The sequence below is a fragment of the Streptomyces sp. NPDC054757 genome (assembly GCF_053612185.1).
The window spans coordinates 123,925-140,796 of record NZ_JBSHBW010000024.1 but is presented as its reverse complement, the minus strand read 5'-3'; the positions used below and the strand labels follow the sequence as shown (position 1 = coordinate 140,796).

The window sequence follows — 16,872 nt, the reverse complement described above, 5'->3', positions numbered from 1 at the left end:
GGGTGCGGATCACAGCGATCCGCACCCCACGGCCCTTTTGCACCCCCGGAGCGGCGGGTAAGGTTAGGGTTACCTCACCGACCAGCTCGGGGTGGTGCCCGTCAGCGATCCCGTCCGGGAGGTGAACCCGCGTGTACGTCTGCTCGTGCTTCGGTGTGACGGAGCAGCAGGTGAAGGACCACGCGGACGCCGGTGCCTGCACCCCGCGCGAGATCGCGTCGGCCTGCAAGGCGGGTACCGACTGCGGCGGCTGTGTACGCAGCATCCAGGCGCTCCTCGGCCGGGGCGGCTGCCCCCGCCGTGAACCGGCCGACGGGCTCGGGCCCGTACAGCGGCCGGTGGCCCTCCCGGAGCCCGCCGGATCGCCCCTGCTGCCCGAGGCCGCCTGAACCCGTACGGCCCGGCCGTACGCACCGAGCACCGTACGTGCCGAGAGGCGGCCCCGCCTCAGCTGTCCGGCTGCTCGATCACCTGGGCGATGTAGAGCGGCTCACCGAGTTTCTCGACCAGGTCCAGCTGGGTGTCGAGATAGTCGATGTGGTGTTCCTCGTCGGCCAGGATCGACTCGAAGATGTTCGCGGACGTGATGTCGCCCTTGTTGCGCATGATCTCGATACCGCGCCGGAGCCGGTCGATGGCCTCGGCCTCGACCTGCCGGTCCGCCTGGAACATCTCGGTGACCGTCTGCCCCACCCGGACGTGGAAGAGCCGCTGGTAGTTGGGCAGCCCCTCCAGGAAGAGGATCCGGTCGGTGAGGATCTCGGCGTGCTTCATCTCGTCGAACGACTCGGCCCTGGTGTATTTCGCGAGTTTCGTCCAGCCGAAGTTCTCCTGCATCTTCGCGTGCAGGAAGTACTGATTGATCGCCGTGAGCTCTCCGGTGAGCTGCTCGTTGAGAAACTCGATGACCTCGGGGTCGCCCTGCATCGCAGAGGCTCCTTCCAGGCGTGGATCCGGGCAGATTCCGCGCATCCTGTCACCGCCCACCGGGGCCGTCCAGTAAGTACAGGCTTAGTACGAGTTGACCTCGCCGGTGCCGCGCTGGTCATGACCACCCCGCGAGGTCTGTCACCATGGATGCATGGGTCAGCCGGAGAGCCGGGAGCAGCAGGGGGCGGCGCCGGCCGGGCTTCCGCCGGGGCAGCGGCTGCAGCGCGGCTGGCCGGTGACCCACTACGGCCCCGTCCCCAAGTTCAAGCCCGACCGGTGGGAGTTCCGGGTCTTCGGTGCCACCGCCGACGGCGAGAAGCACTGCTGGAACCACGAGGAGTTCTCGGCCCTGCCGTTCTCCACCGTGGTCGCCGACCTGCACTGCGTGACGAAGTTCTCCATGCTGGCAGCCGAATGGGGCGGTGTGCGGGCCCGGACACTGATCGAGCTCGCACCGCCCGCGCCTGAGGTCACCCATGTGATGGTCTGGGCCGAGTACGGCTACAGCGCCAATCTGCGCCTGGCGGACTTCGCAGATGCGAAGACCCTCTTCGCGACCCATAAGGCGGGCGAACTGCTGACCGCCGAGCACGGGTTCCCGCTGCGGCTGGTCGTCCCGCAGCTCTACGCCTGGAAGGGCCCCAAATGGGTCCGCGGCATCGAGTACATGACGGCGGACCGCCGTGGCTTCTGGGAGGAGCGCGGATACCACAATCTGGGCGATCCCTGGCAGGAGCAGCGCTACTCGTACCAGGAAGGTCCGGGCGACGGCCCCGAGCTCTGAGCGGAGCTGTGGCCCGGTGGCGCCTTCCTCTCAGTCTCTCAGGGCCGCAGTGACTTCAGGCGGTCCACGTCCGCCCGGTGCCCCTCCTTGCCGCCCGGGGTCTCGATGACCAGCGGCACCCCTTCGGTCGCCGGGTGGCTGAGCAGCTCCCTGAAGGGCTCCGCTCCGATGTGACCGGCGCCGATGTTCTCGTGCCGGTCCTTGTGGGCGCCGGTGGCTTCCTTGGAGTCATTGGCGTGGATCAGCTTGAGCCGGCCCTCGCCCACGGTGTCCACGAGGAGGTCCAGCGTCTGGTTCATCCCGCCGGGACCCGCGAGGTCGTGGCCGGCCGCGAAGATGTGGCAGGTGTCCAGACAGACCCCGAGGCGCGGATGCCGGTCGAGCACATCGAAGTACGGACCGAAGTCCCAGGTGCGGGAGCAGAGCGAGGAGCCCTGGCCGGCGGTCGACTCCAGGAGCAGGAACGGGTCGTCGTCATGGGTCAGTTCGTCGAGCAGCGGCAGCATATGCGTACGGACCTGGGCGAGCGCTTCGGACCGCGGACGGCCACCGGTCGCCGAGCCGGTGTGCACGACGACGCCCAGTGCGCCGATCTCCCGGCCGCGGCGCAGCGAGTGGCGCAGCGAATCGACCGACCGCTCCACGGTCGCGGCCGTGTGCGAGCCGAAGTTGATCAGATACGGGGCGTGGACGTACGCCGTGAGCGACTCGTTCGCGCACTCCTTGCGGAACTGCTCGTCCTGGTCCGGGTTTCCGGTGGGTGTGGCCCAGCCGCGGGGGTTGGCCACGAAGACCTGGACGGTCTCGGCGCCCAGCTCGCGGGCGTAGGACAGGCCGGTCCTGGCGAGGCCGCCGGCCACGGGGACATGGCCGCCGATGGGGTTGCGCACGGTGTGTTCAGAGTCCCTTGGTCTTGAGTGTGATGGTGCTGCCTTCGGGGGCCCGGTCGCCGCCGTCGACGGACTGGGTGTCGACGGTGTTGCTGAAGGAGAAGAACGGCCGGTCGACGTGGACCTTGAAGCCCTTGCCGGTGAGCGCGCTCTTCGCGTCGTCCAGACTGTCGCCCGTGACATCGGGGACCGTGATCATCCGGGGGCCCTTGGAGACCGTCAGCGTGACGGTGTCGCCCTCCTCGGCCCGGCTGCCGTCGGCCGGTGACTGCTTGGCGACCTGACCGGCGTCATCGGACGAGTTGACCCGCTCCGGTGCGACGACGACCTTGAGGTGCTCGTCCTCCAGGTCGGCGCGGGCGTCCTCCAGGGACTCGCCCGTGACATCCGGTACGTCCACCGGGGAGCCCTTGGAGACGACCAGGGCGATCGCCGAGTCGGCGTGCCGCCGGGTGCCGGACGCCGGGTCCGTACGGATCACCTTGCCGCGCCCGACGTCGTCGCTGAACTCCTTGGTGACCATGCCGGATCCCAGTCCCGCCTTCGCCAGGTCCTGCTTGGCACGGGCGAGCGGCTCGCCCGCGACGCGGGGCACCCGGACGATGTCGGGTCCGCGCGAGACGACCAGGGACACCCCGTCGTGGTTCCTGATACGGGCGCCCGACGCCGGGCTGCTGCTCATGATCTGGCCGCGGTCGTAGGTGTCGCTGAACTTGCGCTCGGTCTTCTTGACGTCCAGACCGGCGGCCGACAGCCGCGACTTCGCGGCCTTCTCGGACTGGCCGAGGAGTGAGGGGACCCGGGTGAACTGGCCCGAGTTGATGTACCAGACGCCTGCCCCGACGCCCAGCACCAGCAGGACGGCCACGACGGACGCGACCAGACCGCGGCGGGCCCGCCGGCCGCGGTGCGGGGGCCGCCGACCGGGCTCGGGCTCGGGCTCGGGCGGTGCGGGCATCACCAGGCGGCTGGTCCGGTTGATCCCGGCGGCGGGCAGCGGGCGGGAGATCACATCCGTCCGGTCCTCGGACCCGTCGGCGCCGGCGGCCGGGAGCGCCCGGGGCGGTACGGCGTCCAGCTCGGCGTCGCTCAGGGCCGTGCGGGCCTCGTGGAGCTGGCCCAGCATCGCCACGGCGTCGTACGGCCGGTCGTCGGGGAGCCGGGTGGTGGCGCTCGCCACCAGTGCGTCGAGCCGGGCCGCGAGTCCCGGTACGGCGGCGGACGGCGCGGGCACGCCTTCGTTGAGGTGCTGGTAGAGGACCTGGGCCGGGGTGTCGCCTGTGTGCGGTTTGGCGCCGGTCAGCATCTCGTAGAGCACCACACCGCAGGCGTAGACGTCTGCCCGGGTGTCGGCCGTGCCCTGCTCGATCTGCTCGGGGGCCAGATAGGAGACGGTGCCCAGGATGGTGCCCGTGCTGTTCGTCTCGGTGTCCACGGCCCGGACCAGGCCGAAGTCGGCGACCTTGACCCGGCCGTCGTCCCCGATCAGGACGTTCTCCGGCTTCATGTCGCGGTGCACGAAACCGGCCCGGTGCGCGGCGCCGAGCGCGGCCAGTACCGGCTCCAGGATGTCCAGGGCGGCGCGGGGCCGCAGCGCGCCCCGCTCGCGCAGCACGTCGCGCAGGGTGCACCCCGCGACGTACTCCATGGCGAGGTAGACATGCGCGCCGTCCGCGCCCTGGTCGAACATGCCGACCACATTGGGATGGTCGAGGCGTGCGACGGACTTGGCCTCCCGGATGAACCGCTCCACGAACGTCGCGTCGACCGCCAGCGCGGGGTGCATCACCTTGAGGGCGAGCACCCGGTCCAGGCGGGTGTCGACGGCCCGGTAGACCGTGGCCATGCCACCGACGGCGATGCATGCCTCCACCCGGTAACGGCCGTCGAGCAGCTGCCCGACGAGCGGGGCCTGCGGGTCACCAAGGGTCGTATCCACGCCGGCGAGTCTACGAGCCCGCGCCGACAGGGCCTAAGCGGTCGGGGTGAATGGCCCGCCACTGAAGCCGAGCTGTGACCGGGTGTACGGGGGCGCGGCGCGGTGCCGGGGATCGGTGCCCGGCCCGTTCCCCCGCCCGGCCGTGCCCGTCGGACCATTCCAGGAGCAGCATTTAATTGGCATTGTATGGAAAATGACTGCTACTCTCATTTCATGGTTACTACCAATCAGCAGGTGGAGTCGCGCCCGGACCCTCGGCGCTGGTGGGCCCTCGGGGCCCTGGTCGCGAGCATGCTCGTGCTCGGTTTCGACATGACGATCCTCAATGTGGCGCTGCCGACGATCGCCGGGGACCTCGGCGCCACCAGCGGTCAGCAGCAGTGGATGGCGGACGCGTACCTCGTGGTCTTCGCCGCCCTGATGCTCCCGGCCGGACTCCTCGGCGACCGCTTCGGACGGCGTCGGATGCTCATCGCGGGACTCGGCGTCTTCCTCGCCGCCTCCCTCGTAGGCGCCTTCGCGGGTGATGTGAGCTGGGTGATCGCGGCCCGCGCCCTGATGGGTGTCGGCGGCGCCCTCGTGATGCCGCTCGCCATCTCCGTGCTGCCCTCGCTCTTCCCGCGCGGGGAACAGACCAGGGCCATCGGCATGATCTCCGCGGCCTCCGCGCTAGGCATGCCGCTCGGCCCGATCATCGGCGGCTGGCTGCTCAACCACTACTGGTGGGGCTCGGTCTTCGTCCTGAACGTGTCGATGGTCGCGATCGGCATCACCGCATGCCTGTTCCTGCTCCCCGAGAGCAAGGACCCGACCGCGCCCAAGGTCGACATCGTCTCCACCGTGCTCACCGCGCTCGGTCTCGGTGCCCTCATCTACGCGATCATCGAAGGCCCCGCGAAGGGCTGGAGCGACGGCCTCGTCATCGGCGCGTTCGCCGGCGCCGTCGCCCTGCTCGGCGCGCTCGTTCTGCGCGAGCGGCGCAGCGAGAGCCCCATGCTCGACCTCGCCCTGCTGGGCCGGCGCGGTTTCCTCAGCAACACCATCGCGGCGACGCTCTGCATGTTCGTCCTGTCGGGTGTGATGTTCCTGCTGCCGCAGTACCTGCAGGCCGTGCTGGGCACCGACTCGCTCGGCACCGGCATCCGGATGCTCCCGCTGGTGGGCGGCATGCTGCTCGCCGCGAGACTGGCGCAGCCGCTGGTCGTCAAGTTCGGGACACGGGCGGTCGTCGTCATGGCACTGGTGGTGCTGGCCTTCGCCGCGTTCCTCGGGGCGCGCAGCACGGTCGACTCGGGATACGGCTTCACGGCGCTGTGGCTGTCGATCGCCGGAATCGGCATCGCGTTCGCGATGATCCCCGCGATGGGCGGTGCCCTCGGCACGCTCGCCAGGGACCAGGCGGGCCGCGGCTCCGGACTGCTCAGCACGGTGCGCCAGACCGGCAGCGCGCTCGGCGTCGCCCTGCTCGGCGCCCTGGTCGCCGGCGCGTACTCAAGCCGGCTCAGCACGGGCGGGCTGCCGGACCGGGCGGCGGACGTCGCCCGCGATTCGGTGATCGGTGCCCACGTGGTGGCGGGCAAGCTCGGCGACCACGCGCTCACGGCCTCGGCGAACAGCGCGTACCTGCACGGCATGGACCTCGCCCTGGTCGTGATCGGCATGGTCGCCCTGGCCACAGCCCTGATCTCGGCGGTCCTGATGCCCCGGCGCCCGGCCCCCCGTCATCACCGGGGGCCCACCCCGCCCGCGGAGCAGCCGGCCGACTCCGGCGCGGAGGTGGCACCGGTCAGCGCCGATGCCGGACAATGAGGCCATGGCCGCCTCAGCACGGAGCGCCGCGGAGCCCAGGATGGGGCTTCGCGAGCGCAAGAAGATCAAGACCCGGACCGCGATCCGGGAGGCGTCGTACCGCCTGATCATGGATCAGGGGTACGACGCGACAACGGTCGAGCAGATCGCCGAGGCCGCCGAGGTGTCGCCCTCCACCGTCTTCCGCTACTTCCCGACCAAGGAAGATATCGTCCTCACCGACGAGTTCGACCCGATCCTGGAGCAGGAACTGCGGGCTCGGCCCGCCGGCGAGTCGATCGTCGACTCCCTGCGGCACGTCATCGACCGCAGCCTCGGTCTCGCGCAGGGCGGCGAGGACCCGGAGGTGTCCAAGCTGAGGATGCGGCTCCAGGTCGAGGTACCGGCGGTGCGCTCCCGGATGATGGAGTCGATGTCGGTCACGGGCCAGATGATGTGCCGCGTGCTGGCCGAACGCACCGGGCGCGAGGCGGGTGACCTGGAGGTCAGGGCGTATGCGATGGCGCTGGCCGGTGTGCTGATGGAGGCCACGCGTTACTGGGCCGAGCACGGCTACGAGGGCGAACTCCACGGGTATGTCATACGCGCCCTGGACGTCGTACGGAACGGCCTCTAGCCAGGGGCAGCCCTTAGAACGCGGGCCGCTCCGGATCGAGCGCCGCCCGCCCCTCGTCCGGTGACGACGCCAGGGCGAAGTGCCGCCGGGGGATCCGCCCCGCGCGGTACGCCAGCCGGCCCGCCTCGACGCCCCGCCGCATCGCGGACGCCATCAGCTCGGGCTCCTGGGCCCGAGTCACCGCCGATGCCAGCATCACGGCCGCGCACCCGAGCTCCATCGCCAGCGCCGCGTCCGATGCCGTACCGGCCCCCGCGTCGAGGATCACCGGCACCCCCGCCCGCTCCACGATCAGCTGGAAGTTGTGCGGGTTGCGGATCCCGAGGCCCGAGCCGATGGGGGAGCCCAGCGGCATGATCGCCGCGCAGCCCGCCTCCTCCAGCCGCCGGGCCAGCACCGGGTCGTCGTTGGTGTACGGCAGGACCGTGAAACCGTCGTCGACAAGCGTCTCGGCCGCGTCGAGCAGCTCCACCGGGTCGGGCAGCAGGGTGTGCTCGTCCGCCACGACCTCCAGTTTGATCCAGTCCGTGCCCAGTGCCTCGCGGGCCAGCCGGGCGGTGAGGACCGCCTCGCCCGCCGTGAAGCAGCCGGCCGTGTTCGGCAGCACCCTGACCGCCAGCCTGTCGAGCACCGAGAGGACCGAGCCCTGCACCGTGGGATCGAGGCGGCGCATGGCGACCGTCGTGAGCTCGGTGCCCGACGCGATCAGGGACCTCTCCAGCACATCGAGGCTGGGCGCACCGCCGGTCCCCATGATCAGCCGGGAGGAGAAATCGGTGCCGGCGAGAGTGAAGGGATCGTCTGCCATGTCCTGATCAGCCTCCTTGGACTGCGGTGAGGATCTCGACGCGGTCGCCGCCGCCGAGTGCGGTGCGGGCCCACAGGCCCCGGGGCACGACGGTCTCGTTGACCGCGGCGGCGACCCCGGACGGGGCGGTGGTGAGCCCGCCGACCAGTACGTCGAGCGTGGTGCCCGGCGCGATCGTGCGGGGCTCCCCGTTGACCGACACCTCCACCTGCGGAACGTCCACGGGCGGCGGCGGGTCCGACGCCGGGGAGCCCGCCTGTGCTGTGTTCACGGGCGGCACATTCAGCGGCACATTCATACGGGCTGCTCCTCTCGTACGGGAGGGAAGCGCCGGGGAGTGAAGGCGCGGGCCTCGGCGGGCAGTTCCCCGGTGGTGAGCAGTTCGGCCATCACATCGCCGGTGACCGGTGTGAGCAGGACACCGTTGCGGTAGTGGCCGGTGGCCAGCAGGAGGCCGGGCAGCACGGTCGGGCCGAGCAGCGGCGCGTTGTCCGGCGACGCGGGACGCAGCCCCGCACAGGTCTCGGTGAGCGGGAGTTCGGTGATGCCGGGTACCAGCTCATGGGCGTCGCGGAGCAGTTCGTACACCCCGCCAGCGGTGACCGTGGTGTCCCAGCCCAGCTCCTCGCTGGTCGCGCCGATGACGAGTTCGCCGTTCTCCCGGGGGACCAGATAGAGATGGCTGCCCCGGACGACCGCGCGGACGGTGCGGCTGAGGAACGGCGCGTACACCCGCGGCACGGTCAGTCGCAGGACCTGCCCCTTGACCGGGCGTACGGGCGGAAGCACCGCATCCGGTACGCCCGCCAGCCGGCCGCTGAGGCTGCCGGCCGCCAGTACCACCTGGCCGGCGCCGAGCACGGTGCCGTCGGCCAGCACCACGCCCGTGGCCCGGTCGCGCTCCACCGTCAGACGCTCGGCCCAGCCGCGGTGGAAGGTGACCCCGGCCCGCTCGCACGCGGTGAGCAGCGCCTTCGCGAGCCGCCGTGGATCGACCTGGTGGTCGCCGTCCACCCGCAGCCCGCCGCGTACGCCCGGCGCGAGCATCGGTTCGAGGCGTCTGCACTCGCGCCCCGTGAGCCACTCGGACTCCAGACCCGAGCGGTGCTGGAGCGCGTGCAGCTCCCGCAGATGCTCCCGGTCGTCGAGGTCGAGCGCCACGGAGAGGGTGCCGCAGGCGCGGTAGCCGAGATCCTGGCCCGATGCCTCGGCCAGCTCGGCCGCGAACGCCGGATAGCGGCGGGCGGACTCCAGGTTCAGACCGAGCAGGACCTGCTCGCCGTAGTGCAGCTCCGTGACGGCGGCCAGCATGCCTGCCGCGACCTGTGCGGCTCCGCCGCCCGGCTGTGGATCGGCGACAGCGGTACGCAGTCCGCGCTGCGCCGACCGCCAGGCCGTGACGAGACCGATGATCCCGCCGCCGACGACCAGGACGTCCGGCAGTGCGCCGGACTGCGCGTCCGCCCGGCCGGGCCGGTGCTGTTCGACAGGGGGCGTGTGCTGTTCGGTGTGGTGTGCGTGCATGGGCGTCCAGCCCCTCCCTTCGCCGGCATGACCCGGATCAGGTTCGTACGGTCGGAGGCCGTCCAGCCTCCCTCTCAGCCCGGTACGCCCGGACTCCCGCGAGTGGTTCAGCACAGCCAGCGTAACCCCGGGCCGCGCCGCCCCGTAAGGCGCCTGGGGACGGCCCCCTGTCCTGACGGGTCGTCAGCTGGTTAGGGTGACCGGGTGAGTGAGCCGAGGAACGTCGTCATCGCCGGCGCGGGCATGGCCGGAGTGCAGACCGCTGTCGCCCTGCGGGACCAGGGCTTCACCGGCCCCGTCACGCTGATCGGCGAGGAGCCGCATCAGCCGTACGACCGGCCGCCGCTCTCCAAGTCGGTGCTGCTCGGCAAGGCCGACGGCGCCGCCTTCGACGTCGACTTCGGCGCGCTCGGGGTCGAGCTGCTGCTGGGGTGCGAGGTGACCGGCGTACGCCCGGGCGACCGGGAGCTGGACACCGCGCGCGGCCCGCTCGCCTACGGGTCGCTGGTCGTCGCCACCGGCGCCCGCCCGCTCACCCTGCCCGGCGGCGAGGGGGTCCCCGACGTCCATCAGCTGCGCACGCTCGACGACGCGGAGCGGCTGCGCGCCGTCCTCGCCGGCCGGCGGGACGTCGTGGTGGTCGGCGCGGGCTGGATCGGCGCCGAGTTCGCCACGGCGGCGCGTGAGGCGGGGTGCGCGGTGACGGTCGTGGAGGCGGCGGACCGGCCCCTCGTCGGGGTGCTGCCGGCGGAGATCGCCGCGCCGATGGCCGACTGGTACGCGGACAGCGGAGCCGAACTCGTCACCCGGGCGCGGGTGGCCCGGATCGAACCGGGCGCCGTGGTCCTGGAATCGGGGCGGCGGATCCCGGCGGGGGCGGTCCTCGTCGGCATCGGGGCCACGCCCGCGACCGGGTGGCTGGCCGGGTCCGGTATCGCGCTGGGCCCGGACGGCTCGGTCACGGCCGACGAGCGGCTGCGCACCTCCGTCGCGGATGTGTACGCGGTCGGCGACTGCGCCTCCTTCCCCTCCCGCCGGTACGGCGAGCGACTGCTGGTCCACCACTGGGACAACGCGCTGCAGGGGCCGCGCACCGTGGCGGCCGATGTGATCGGCGAGACGCCGCGGATCTACGACCCGGTGCCGTACTTCTGGTCCGAGCAGTTCGGCCGCTTCGTCCAGTACGCGGGCCACCACGCGGCCGCCGACACCCTGATCCGGCGTGGCGACCCGGCGGGCCCGGCCTGGTCGGTGTGCTGGCTGCGGGACGGGCGGCTGGTCGCGGTGCTCGCCGTCGGCAGGCCGCGGGACCTCGCCCAGGGGCGGAAGCTGATCGAGGCGGGGGCCCCGGTGGATCCGGTCCGCGCCGCCGATCCCGCCGTACCGCTCAAGTCGGCGGTCCGGCCGCAGCCGGGCGCCTCCTGACCGCTCCTGACCGCGCGGCGGCCCGCGGACGCGCGGTCAGGAGCGGCCCGTGCGGCCCATGCGGTGCGTCGGGAACGGCCCGTGACATGCGTCGTCCGGGCGGCCCGCGCACGCACGGCCGGTCCGGCTCCGCGCACACGCCACCGGCCCTGAAGGGCTGAGTCCGGGTATCGGCTGTCAGTGCGGGATGGCAGGCTTGTCCCGTGACCGAGATTGACGCAAAAACCGACGCTCTCATCCCCGCCTGGCTGCACCTCCCCGACATCGCCGAGATGTTCGACGTCGAGGTGACTCGGGTACGCCAGCTGGTCAAGGACGGCACGCTGATCGCCGTACGCCGTGGTGAGAACAGGGCGCTCCAGGTGCCCGCCGCCTTCATCGACGGCCCCAAAGTGGTCAAGGGCCTCGCCGGCACCCTGACGCTGCTGCGGGACGACGGCTTCAGCGACGAGGAGATGCTGGAGTGGCTCTTCACCCCCGACGAGACCCTGCCCGGCACGCCCGCGCAGGCCCTGAGCGAGAATCGCGGGACGGAGGTGAAGCGCCGGGCCCAGGCGCTCGCCCTCTGACCGGAGTGTGATCATCTCGTGGTGTACGGCCGGGCCCCGGCCGTACACCACGCCCGTACACCCCGGTCCTCCGCCGTCCAGCGGTCCGTCCGGCCGTCCAGTCCGTCGCCATCCATGGGGGAACGCCCGATGTCCACCGCACCCGCTCCGCTTGCCGACGCCCGGCTGTACCTCTGCACGGACGCGCGCAAGCGCCAGGGCGATCTGCCCGAGTTCCTGGACGCCGTCCTGGCCCATGGTGTGGACATCGTCCAGCTGCGGGACAAGGGCATGGAGGCGGCCGAGGAGCTCGAACACCTCCAGGTCTTCGCCGACGCCTGCCGCAGGCACGGAAAGCTGCTCGCGGTCAACGACCGGGCGGATGTCGCGCACGCCATCGCGTCCGATGTACTGCACCTGGGCCAGGGCGATCTGCCGGTCCCCGCCGCCCGTGCGCTGCTCGGCCCCGACGTGCTCATCGGCCGCTCGACACACGCGGAGTCCGAGGTGGACGCGGCCGCCGCCGAGCCGGGCGTGGACTACTTCTGCACCGGCCCGTGCTGGCCGACCCCCACCAAGCCGGGACGGCACGCACCGGGCCTCGGCCTCGTACGGTACGCGGCGGCGCTCACCACCTCGCGGCCCTGGTTCGCGATTGGCGGGATCGACGCGGACAATCTGGACGAGGTGCTGGACGCGGGGGCGCGCCGGGTGGTGGTGGTCCGCGCGATCACCGAGGCGGACGACCCGGCGGCAGCGGCCGGGGCCCTCGCCTCGCGGGTCAGGGCCCGTACCGAGTAGGCAGCCCGGCCGGAAGGCGGGACGGATCTTCGCGACCGAAACGGATGCGGTGATTCCGACGGGCCCTCCGGAGTGTCCAGGGGTGTCCAAGGGTGTCCGATGGGTGGACAAGTATCTCGCAAATCGGTCATAAGGTCCCGGTGTGGTTGGGGGAGTGCCAGGCCCTGACTAACCTGCCCGTATGGCCTTCGGCACCTCTTCCACCAGAACCGACCGTGCACGGACCGTGCGCGACCTGCTCGCGACCGGCAGGACGCTGTACTCCTTCGAGTTCTGGGCGCCCAAGACGGAGAAGGGCGAGCGGAACCTGTGGAACGCGCTGCGCCGGGTCGAGGCGGTGGCGCCCAGCTTCGTTTCCGTGACCTACGGTGCGGGCGGTTCGTCCCGGGCGGGCACGGTCAGGGCCACCGAGCAGATCGCGTCGGACACCACGCTCACCCCGGTCGCCCATCTCACGGCCGTCGACCACTCGGTCGCCCAGCTGCGCAACATCATCGGCCAGTACGCGGACGCCGGGATCAGGAACATCCTGGCCGTCCGGGGCGACCCGCCCGGTGACCCGATGGGTGAGTGGATCAAGCACCCCGAAGGCGTGATGTACGCCGCCGAACTGGTGCGGCTGATCAAGGAGTCCGGTGACTTCTGTGTCGGGGTCGCGGCCTTCCCCGAGATGCACCCGCGCTCGGACAACTGGGAGAGCGACATCCGGCACTTCACCGACAAGTGCCGGGCCGGCGCCGACTACGCCATCACCCAGATGTTCTTCGACCCGGAGGACTATCTGCGGATGCGCGAGCGGGTCGTCGCCGCGGGCTGCGACACCCCCGTCATCCCGGAAGTCATGCCCATCACCAATGTGCGGCAGCTGGAGCGGTTCGCCCAGCTCAGCAACGCGCACTTCCCGTCAGGGCTGAAAGAACGCATCCACGCGGTCAAGGACGACCCGGCCGCTGTACGCTCCATTGGCATCGAGTTCGCTACGGAGTTCTGCGCGAAGCTGCTCTCCGAGGATGTCCCTGGGCTGCACTTCATCACGCTGAACAACTCCACGGCGACCCTCGAAATCTACGAGAATCTCGGACTGCACAAGCAGTCCTGACCGCCATATCCGCCCCCCGCACGGGGCGGAGGCCGCAGGGAGGGGCGTACATGGGCTGGACGGTCCTCTATGTCGGGTTCGGATTCGTCGCGCTGTGGCTGCTGGGCGAGGTGCTGCTGCAGTACAAGGCCAGACTGCGCTGGCGGCTGCTCGCCTTCACCGGATTCCTCGGCGTGGTCGCCGGTGTGCTCCTGCACTCCGTGCCGGTGATCGTGGTGGGCGCTCTCGCGTTCGCCGTCGGCCAGTTGTACGTCACGCTCTCCTTCCGGCGCGGCTTCTCGACCGGCTGGGCCGTGCGGGGCGCACCCCGGGAGAGCAAGGGCAACAGACGGCGCAGGGCACGCGGCGCGAGCACGGCGAAGGACCCCGCGCCCGATGTCCCGGACCAGGAGTACGAGCAGCCGGGGCAGGAGGGGTACGAGCAGCCGGACGGGGTTCCGCACGGCGGCCACGACAGCGCCTTCGCGCAGCACGGCCAGGATCACGACGGCTACGAGCAGCACGCGTACGGCGGCAGCGGCTACGCGACGGACGAAGGACCGGGCTACCAAGGACCGGGCTACGAAGGGCCCGGCTATGAGGGGGCGGCCTACCCGTCGCGCACCCCGGACTCCGGCACCTCGCCCGGCTCCGCACAGAGCCCCGAGCCCATGGCGGCGGATGTCTACGCTCCGCAGCCGATGCCCGACGACACCGGCCAGTACGGCATATACAGCGACACGGCCTACGGAACCGGGGCGCAGTACGGCACCGGGTACGACCGGAGCGGCCACTCCTCCGACGGCCGGTCCTTCGACGAGTCCTACGAGGGCCAGTCCTTCGACGGCCAGTACGGCTACGGCGGCGAGCAGCAGCAGTACGCGGCCTACTCGGACCCGTACATCGGCGCGGGCCAGTACGGAGCCTCGTACGGAGGCCAGCAGCACTACGCGGATCCGTACGCCGACCCGTACGCCAACGACACCCCGCCCGGCGGGGTCTGGGTCCCGCAGCAGCGCGACACCGAACCGGCATACGGCGCCTTCCCCGGCCCGGAGGACCCCGACCACCCGGCGCAGCAGCCGTACCAGGGCGGCCACACCGACCACGACAACCACAACAACCACACCGGCTACAACGGGCAGCAGCGGTACTGAGAGGGCGGGAAGGCTGCCGGACGCGACGGTGGTCTCGCCCCCCTGTGCGCACGGCCCCTGTGCGTACAGCCCCTGTTGCTCACTGTGAGCCGCGGAACCCCTCGCCCTCGACGATCAGCCCGGCGGCCAGAGCCCCCGACATCCCGGCATGCGCGAGCCCGCCGCCGGGGTGCGACCAGCCGCCCGCCCGGTAGAGGCCGGGCAGCGCCGTCCGGTTGGGGGCGGGCAGCATCCGCCCGTACGCACCGGCCAGAGCCGGTCCGGGCACCTGGAGCGAACCGGTCTCGCGCAGGGTGTCGGCGGGGGTCCGTACCTCCCGCCACAGCACCCGCTCGCGCAGCCCGGGTACGGCAGTCTCCGCGGCAGCCACCACCCGGTCGGCGAGGGCCCCGGCCCGGTCGGCGGTGGCCCAGTGCTCCGTCCCGCCGACGGTCCCGGCGATGACCGGGACCGTGACCGTCAGGGTGAGGGCCTCGTGGCCCGGTCCCGGCACCAGCGCCGGATCGTCCGGGCGCAGCACCGTCACCATCGGCAGGCCGCTCCCTGCGCCGTGCACCACCGTGCGGTGGACGGCGCCGGCCTCCCGCTCCCCGCGCAGCGCCAGGCAGACCACGAACCGGCCGCTCTGTGTATCCGGCTCCTGGAGATGCCCGTGGGCCGGCGGCAGCGGGGCGCCCGCGACCACCTGGTCGGCGTCCACGCTGCCCCCGTCGGCCAGCTCCAGACCGCAGGCCCGGCCGTCCTTCTCGCGTACGTCCGTGACCTCGGCCGAGAACACGAACTCGACCTTCCGCGCCAGACACCGCTCGTACACCGCGTCCGCCAGCGCCCGCATCCCCCCGCGCACGTACCAGCTGCCGAAGGTCTGCTCCATGTAGGGCAGGACGGCCGCCGAAGCGGGCGCCGTCCGCGGGTCGAAACCGTGCGCCAGCGCATAGCTCGCCAGCAGCGCCGCCAGCCGCGGGTCCCGCAGCTCCCGGCTGCCGATCTCGCCGAGCGTATGCGCGGTGCGCCGCAGCAGCCCGGTCCGCAGCGACGGGTACGGATTGCGGCCCAGCGGCGTGGGATCGGCGGGCTGCGGCTCTTCGAGGAGCGGGCGCCTGGTCCTGTCCCAGGCATCCCGCGCCCGGTCCAGGAACGTTCCCCAGCGGGCGCCCGCGCCGGCGCCCAGAGCAGCGTCGAGGGCCGCGACCACCCCGGCCCGTGAGGCGTTCGGCAGCAGGACGTCCGTCCCGTCGTCGAAGAGATGGCGGGCCGCCGGGTCCACCTGGACGAGTTCGACACACTGCTCCAGCGGCTCGCGGCCCGTCTTCACGAACAAGTCGCGGTACACGGCGGGCAGTTGGAGCAGACCTGGCCCGGTGTCGAAGGCGAAGCCGTCCCGCGCGAAGCGGCCCACCGCCCCGCCGTGGGTCGCCGTACGTTCGTACACCGTCACCCGGTGGCCTGCCACGGCCAGCCGGGCGGCAGCCGCCATGGCGCCCATCCCGGCGCCGATCACCGCAATCCGTGCCATGGCGGGAACTTTATCGGTGCCCGGCGCGCCCCTGGTGAGGTGGCGCACGTACGTCTGAGTATCCGTACCTAGAAGTGGAGATGAGTAATTACGCGGATGGGCCCCCACCTGCGAAGACGGCAGAGTGTGAGGCACGGAAGGGGCGCAGCGCCGGCACCGCCGACACGGGGCGGCGGAACGGCGCGGCTCCCCCGACGCGTACGGAATGTACGGGGGAGTACAGCGGGGGAGTACGGGGGAAGCGCCGCTCGGGAACGGCTCGGGAGACCGGGCCTGACCGGGCGGCGCTCTTTCCTTTCCGGCCCTTTCCGGCCGCCCGCCCTCCCCGCTGTCCTTTCCCCGTTCTCTCTTCCGGCGCTCTCTCTTCCGGCGCTCTCTCCGGCCCCTACGCTCCGGGGTCCGGCGGCCGTCAGCGTCCGCTGACGCGCCCGTGCAGCAGCCGCGACAGCGCGGCGTGCACCTCGTCGATCGACCGCTCGGGCTGGAACGCCTGCCAGTCGAGCGCCGCCACCAGCACCATCCCGACCAGGGCCGCGGCCGTCAGCGGGATGTCGATCTCCTCGTTCAGCTCGCCCCCTTCGACGGCGTCCCGCAGTACGTTCTCGACCACGGCCACGGCCTCCTGACGCACCACCAGGAGGGTCGACTGCCAGGCCCTGTTGGTGCGCCACAGCTCTGCCACGTACAGCTGGGTGAAGGCCGGATAGGCGTCGATGAATCCGAGGCCGGACCTGATCATGGCGTCCAGCGCCTCGACCTTGGTGCCGCCGCGCTCCGCCGTGGTGTCGGCCGCGTCCCGGAGCGAAGCGGTGAGGAGCCCGACCCCGTGCCGCAGCAACTCCTCGAAGAGCACGGTCTTGCTCGCGAAGTTGTAGTAGACCGTGCCCTTCGCGACGCCCGCGCGCTCGGCGATCTCCTCCACCGTCGTGGCGGAGAAGCCCTTCTCCGCGATGAGAGTGACGGCCGCCTCGTACAGCTTCTGGCGGGTGGCCTGCCGTCTGGTGCTGGTGTCCATGCTCCCGATTCTCACAGGACTCGTCCGGCCCC

General features: G+C 71.7%; 17 protein-coding genes and 1 riboswitch. Of the genes, 9 read left to right on the top strand and 8 right to left on the bottom strand.

The window, feature by feature from the left end:
• The first annotated feature begins 131 nt into the window (after positions 1 to 131).
• Positions 132 to 389, top strand: coding sequence for a (2Fe-2S)-binding protein (locus ACWGKJ_RS25960; RefSeq protein ID WP_385033497.1), 258 nt, complete (start codon positions 132 to 134; stop codon positions 387 to 389).
• Between the two features lie 58 nt (positions 390 to 447).
• On the opposite strand, the gene bfr is transcribed toward ACWGKJ_RS25960, so the two are convergent.
• A complete protein-coding gene (gene bfr / locus ACWGKJ_RS25955) occupies positions 448 to 927 on the bottom strand; it encodes a bacterioferritin (RefSeq protein ID WP_385033500.1) in 480 nt (159 codons plus the stop codon).
• 154 nt (positions 928 to 1,081) lie between these two features.
• Between bfr and ACWGKJ_RS25950 the strand changes: the two genes are divergently transcribed.
• On the top strand, positions 1,082 to 1,714 hold the full coding sequence (locus ACWGKJ_RS25950) for a sulfite oxidase-like oxidoreductase (protein WP_385033503.1): 633 nt from the start codon (positions 1,082 to 1,084) through the stop codon (positions 1,712 to 1,714).
• Between the two features lie 38 nt (positions 1,715 to 1,752).
• Here ACWGKJ_RS25950 and ACWGKJ_RS25945 read toward each other — a convergent pair whose 3' ends face one another.
• Entirely contained in the window at positions 1,753 to 2,604 is an 852-nt protein-coding gene (locus ACWGKJ_RS25945; protein WP_385033506.1) for a deoxyribonuclease IV, read from the bottom strand.
• Positions 2,605 to 2,611: 7 nt separating this feature from the next.
• The gene (gene pknB / locus ACWGKJ_RS25940; RefSeq protein ID WP_385033509.1) at positions 2,612 to 4,543 is read right to left on the bottom strand and encodes a Stk1 family PASTA domain-containing Ser/Thr kinase; all 1,932 of its coding nucleotides are present in this window, start codon (positions 4,541 to 4,543) and stop codon (positions 2,612 to 2,614) included.
• Positions 4,544 to 4,756: 213 nt separating this feature from the next.
• Here pknB and ACWGKJ_RS25935 point away from each other — a divergent pair, with 213 nt between their 5' ends.
• Both ACWGKJ_RS25935 and ACWGKJ_RS25930 read left to right on the top strand, forming a co-directional pair.
• On the top strand, positions 4,757 to 6,352 hold the full coding sequence (locus tag ACWGKJ_RS25935; RefSeq protein ID WP_385033512.1) for a DHA2 family efflux MFS transporter permease subunit: 1,596 nt from the start codon (positions 4,757 to 4,759) through the stop codon (positions 6,350 to 6,352).
• Positions 6,353 to 6,356: 4 nt separating this feature from the next.
• Positions 6,357 to 6,968 carry a TetR/AcrR family transcriptional regulator gene (locus ACWGKJ_RS25930; protein WP_453315823.1) on the top strand — a complete coding sequence of 204 codons (612 nt, stop codon included), beginning with the start codon at positions 6,357 to 6,359 and terminating at the stop codon, positions 6,966 to 6,968.
• 13 nt (positions 6,969 to 6,981) lie between these two features.
• On the opposite strand, the gene ACWGKJ_RS25925 is transcribed toward ACWGKJ_RS25930, so the two are convergent.
• From ACWGKJ_RS25925 to thiO, 3 genes are all read right to left on the bottom strand, one after another.
• The gene (locus ACWGKJ_RS25925; protein ID WP_385033517.1) at positions 6,982 to 7,776 is read right to left on the bottom strand and encodes a thiazole synthase; all 795 of its coding nucleotides are present in this window, start codon (positions 7,774 to 7,776) and stop codon (positions 6,982 to 6,984) included.
• 7 nt (positions 7,777 to 7,783) lie between these two features.
• Positions 7,784 to 7,984 (bottom strand): sulfur carrier protein ThiS, encoded by a 201-nt coding sequence (thiS, locus tag ACWGKJ_RS25920; protein ID WP_385033526.1) that lies wholly within the window; start codon positions 7,982 to 7,984, stop codon positions 7,784 to 7,786.
• Positions 7,985 to 8,070: 86 nt separating this feature from the next.
• Complete coding sequence (gene thiO / locus ACWGKJ_RS25915; protein WP_385033520.1) at positions 8,071 to 9,300, bottom strand: glycine oxidase ThiO; 1,230 nt, start codon at positions 9,298 to 9,300, stop codon at positions 8,071 to 8,073.
• A riboswitch (TPP riboswitch) is annotated at positions 9,298 to 9,410 on the bottom strand. (Overlaps the previous gene by 3 nt.)
• Positions 9,411 to 9,504: 94 nt before the next feature.
• On the opposite strand from thiO, the gene ACWGKJ_RS25910 reads away from it, so the two are divergent.
• The 5 genes from ACWGKJ_RS25910 (at position 9,505) to ACWGKJ_RS25890 (ending at position 14,309) form a co-directional block, all read left to right on the top strand.
• Positions 9,505 to 10,725 carry an NAD(P)/FAD-dependent oxidoreductase gene (locus ACWGKJ_RS25910; protein ID WP_385033523.1) on the top strand — a complete coding sequence of 407 codons (1,221 nt, stop codon included), beginning with the start codon at positions 9,505 to 9,507 and terminating at the stop codon, positions 10,723 to 10,725.
• Between the two features lie 203 nt (positions 10,726 to 10,928).
• Complete coding sequence (locus ACWGKJ_RS25905; protein ID WP_385023722.1) at positions 10,929 to 11,294, top strand: Rv2175c family DNA-binding protein; 366 nt, start codon at positions 10,929 to 10,931, stop codon at positions 11,292 to 11,294.
• Between the two features lie 129 nt (positions 11,295 to 11,423).
• Complete coding sequence (gene thiE, locus ACWGKJ_RS25900; protein WP_385023720.1) at positions 11,424 to 12,074, top strand: thiamine phosphate synthase; 651 nt, start codon at positions 11,424 to 11,426, stop codon at positions 12,072 to 12,074.
• A gap of 181 nt (positions 12,075 to 12,255) precedes the next feature.
• Positions 12,256 to 13,173, top strand: coding sequence for a methylenetetrahydrofolate reductase [NAD(P)H] (gene metF, locus ACWGKJ_RS25895; RefSeq protein WP_385023719.1), 918 nt, complete (start codon positions 12,256 to 12,258; stop codon positions 13,171 to 13,173).
• A gap of 50 nt (positions 13,174 to 13,223) precedes the next feature.
• Complete coding sequence (locus ACWGKJ_RS25890) at positions 13,224 to 14,309, top strand: hypothetical protein (RefSeq protein ID WP_385023717.1); 1,086 nt, start codon at positions 13,224 to 13,226, stop codon at positions 14,307 to 14,309.
• A 79-nt stretch (positions 14,310 to 14,388) separates the two neighbouring features.
• Here the strand turns inward: ACWGKJ_RS25890 and ACWGKJ_RS25885 are convergent, their stop codons facing one another.
• Both ACWGKJ_RS25885 and ACWGKJ_RS25880 read right to left on the bottom strand, forming a co-directional pair.
• Entirely contained in the window at positions 14,389 to 15,825 is a 1,437-nt protein-coding gene (locus tag ACWGKJ_RS25885) for a phytoene desaturase family protein (protein ID WP_385023715.1), read from the bottom strand.
• Positions 15,826 to 16,234: 409 nt separating this feature from the next.
• The gene (locus ACWGKJ_RS25880) at positions 16,235 to 16,840 is read right to left on the bottom strand and encodes a TetR/AcrR family transcriptional regulator (RefSeq protein ID WP_385023713.1); all 606 of its coding nucleotides are present in this window, start codon (positions 16,838 to 16,840) and stop codon (positions 16,235 to 16,237) included.
• Positions 16,841 to 16,872: the final 32 nt, after the last annotated feature.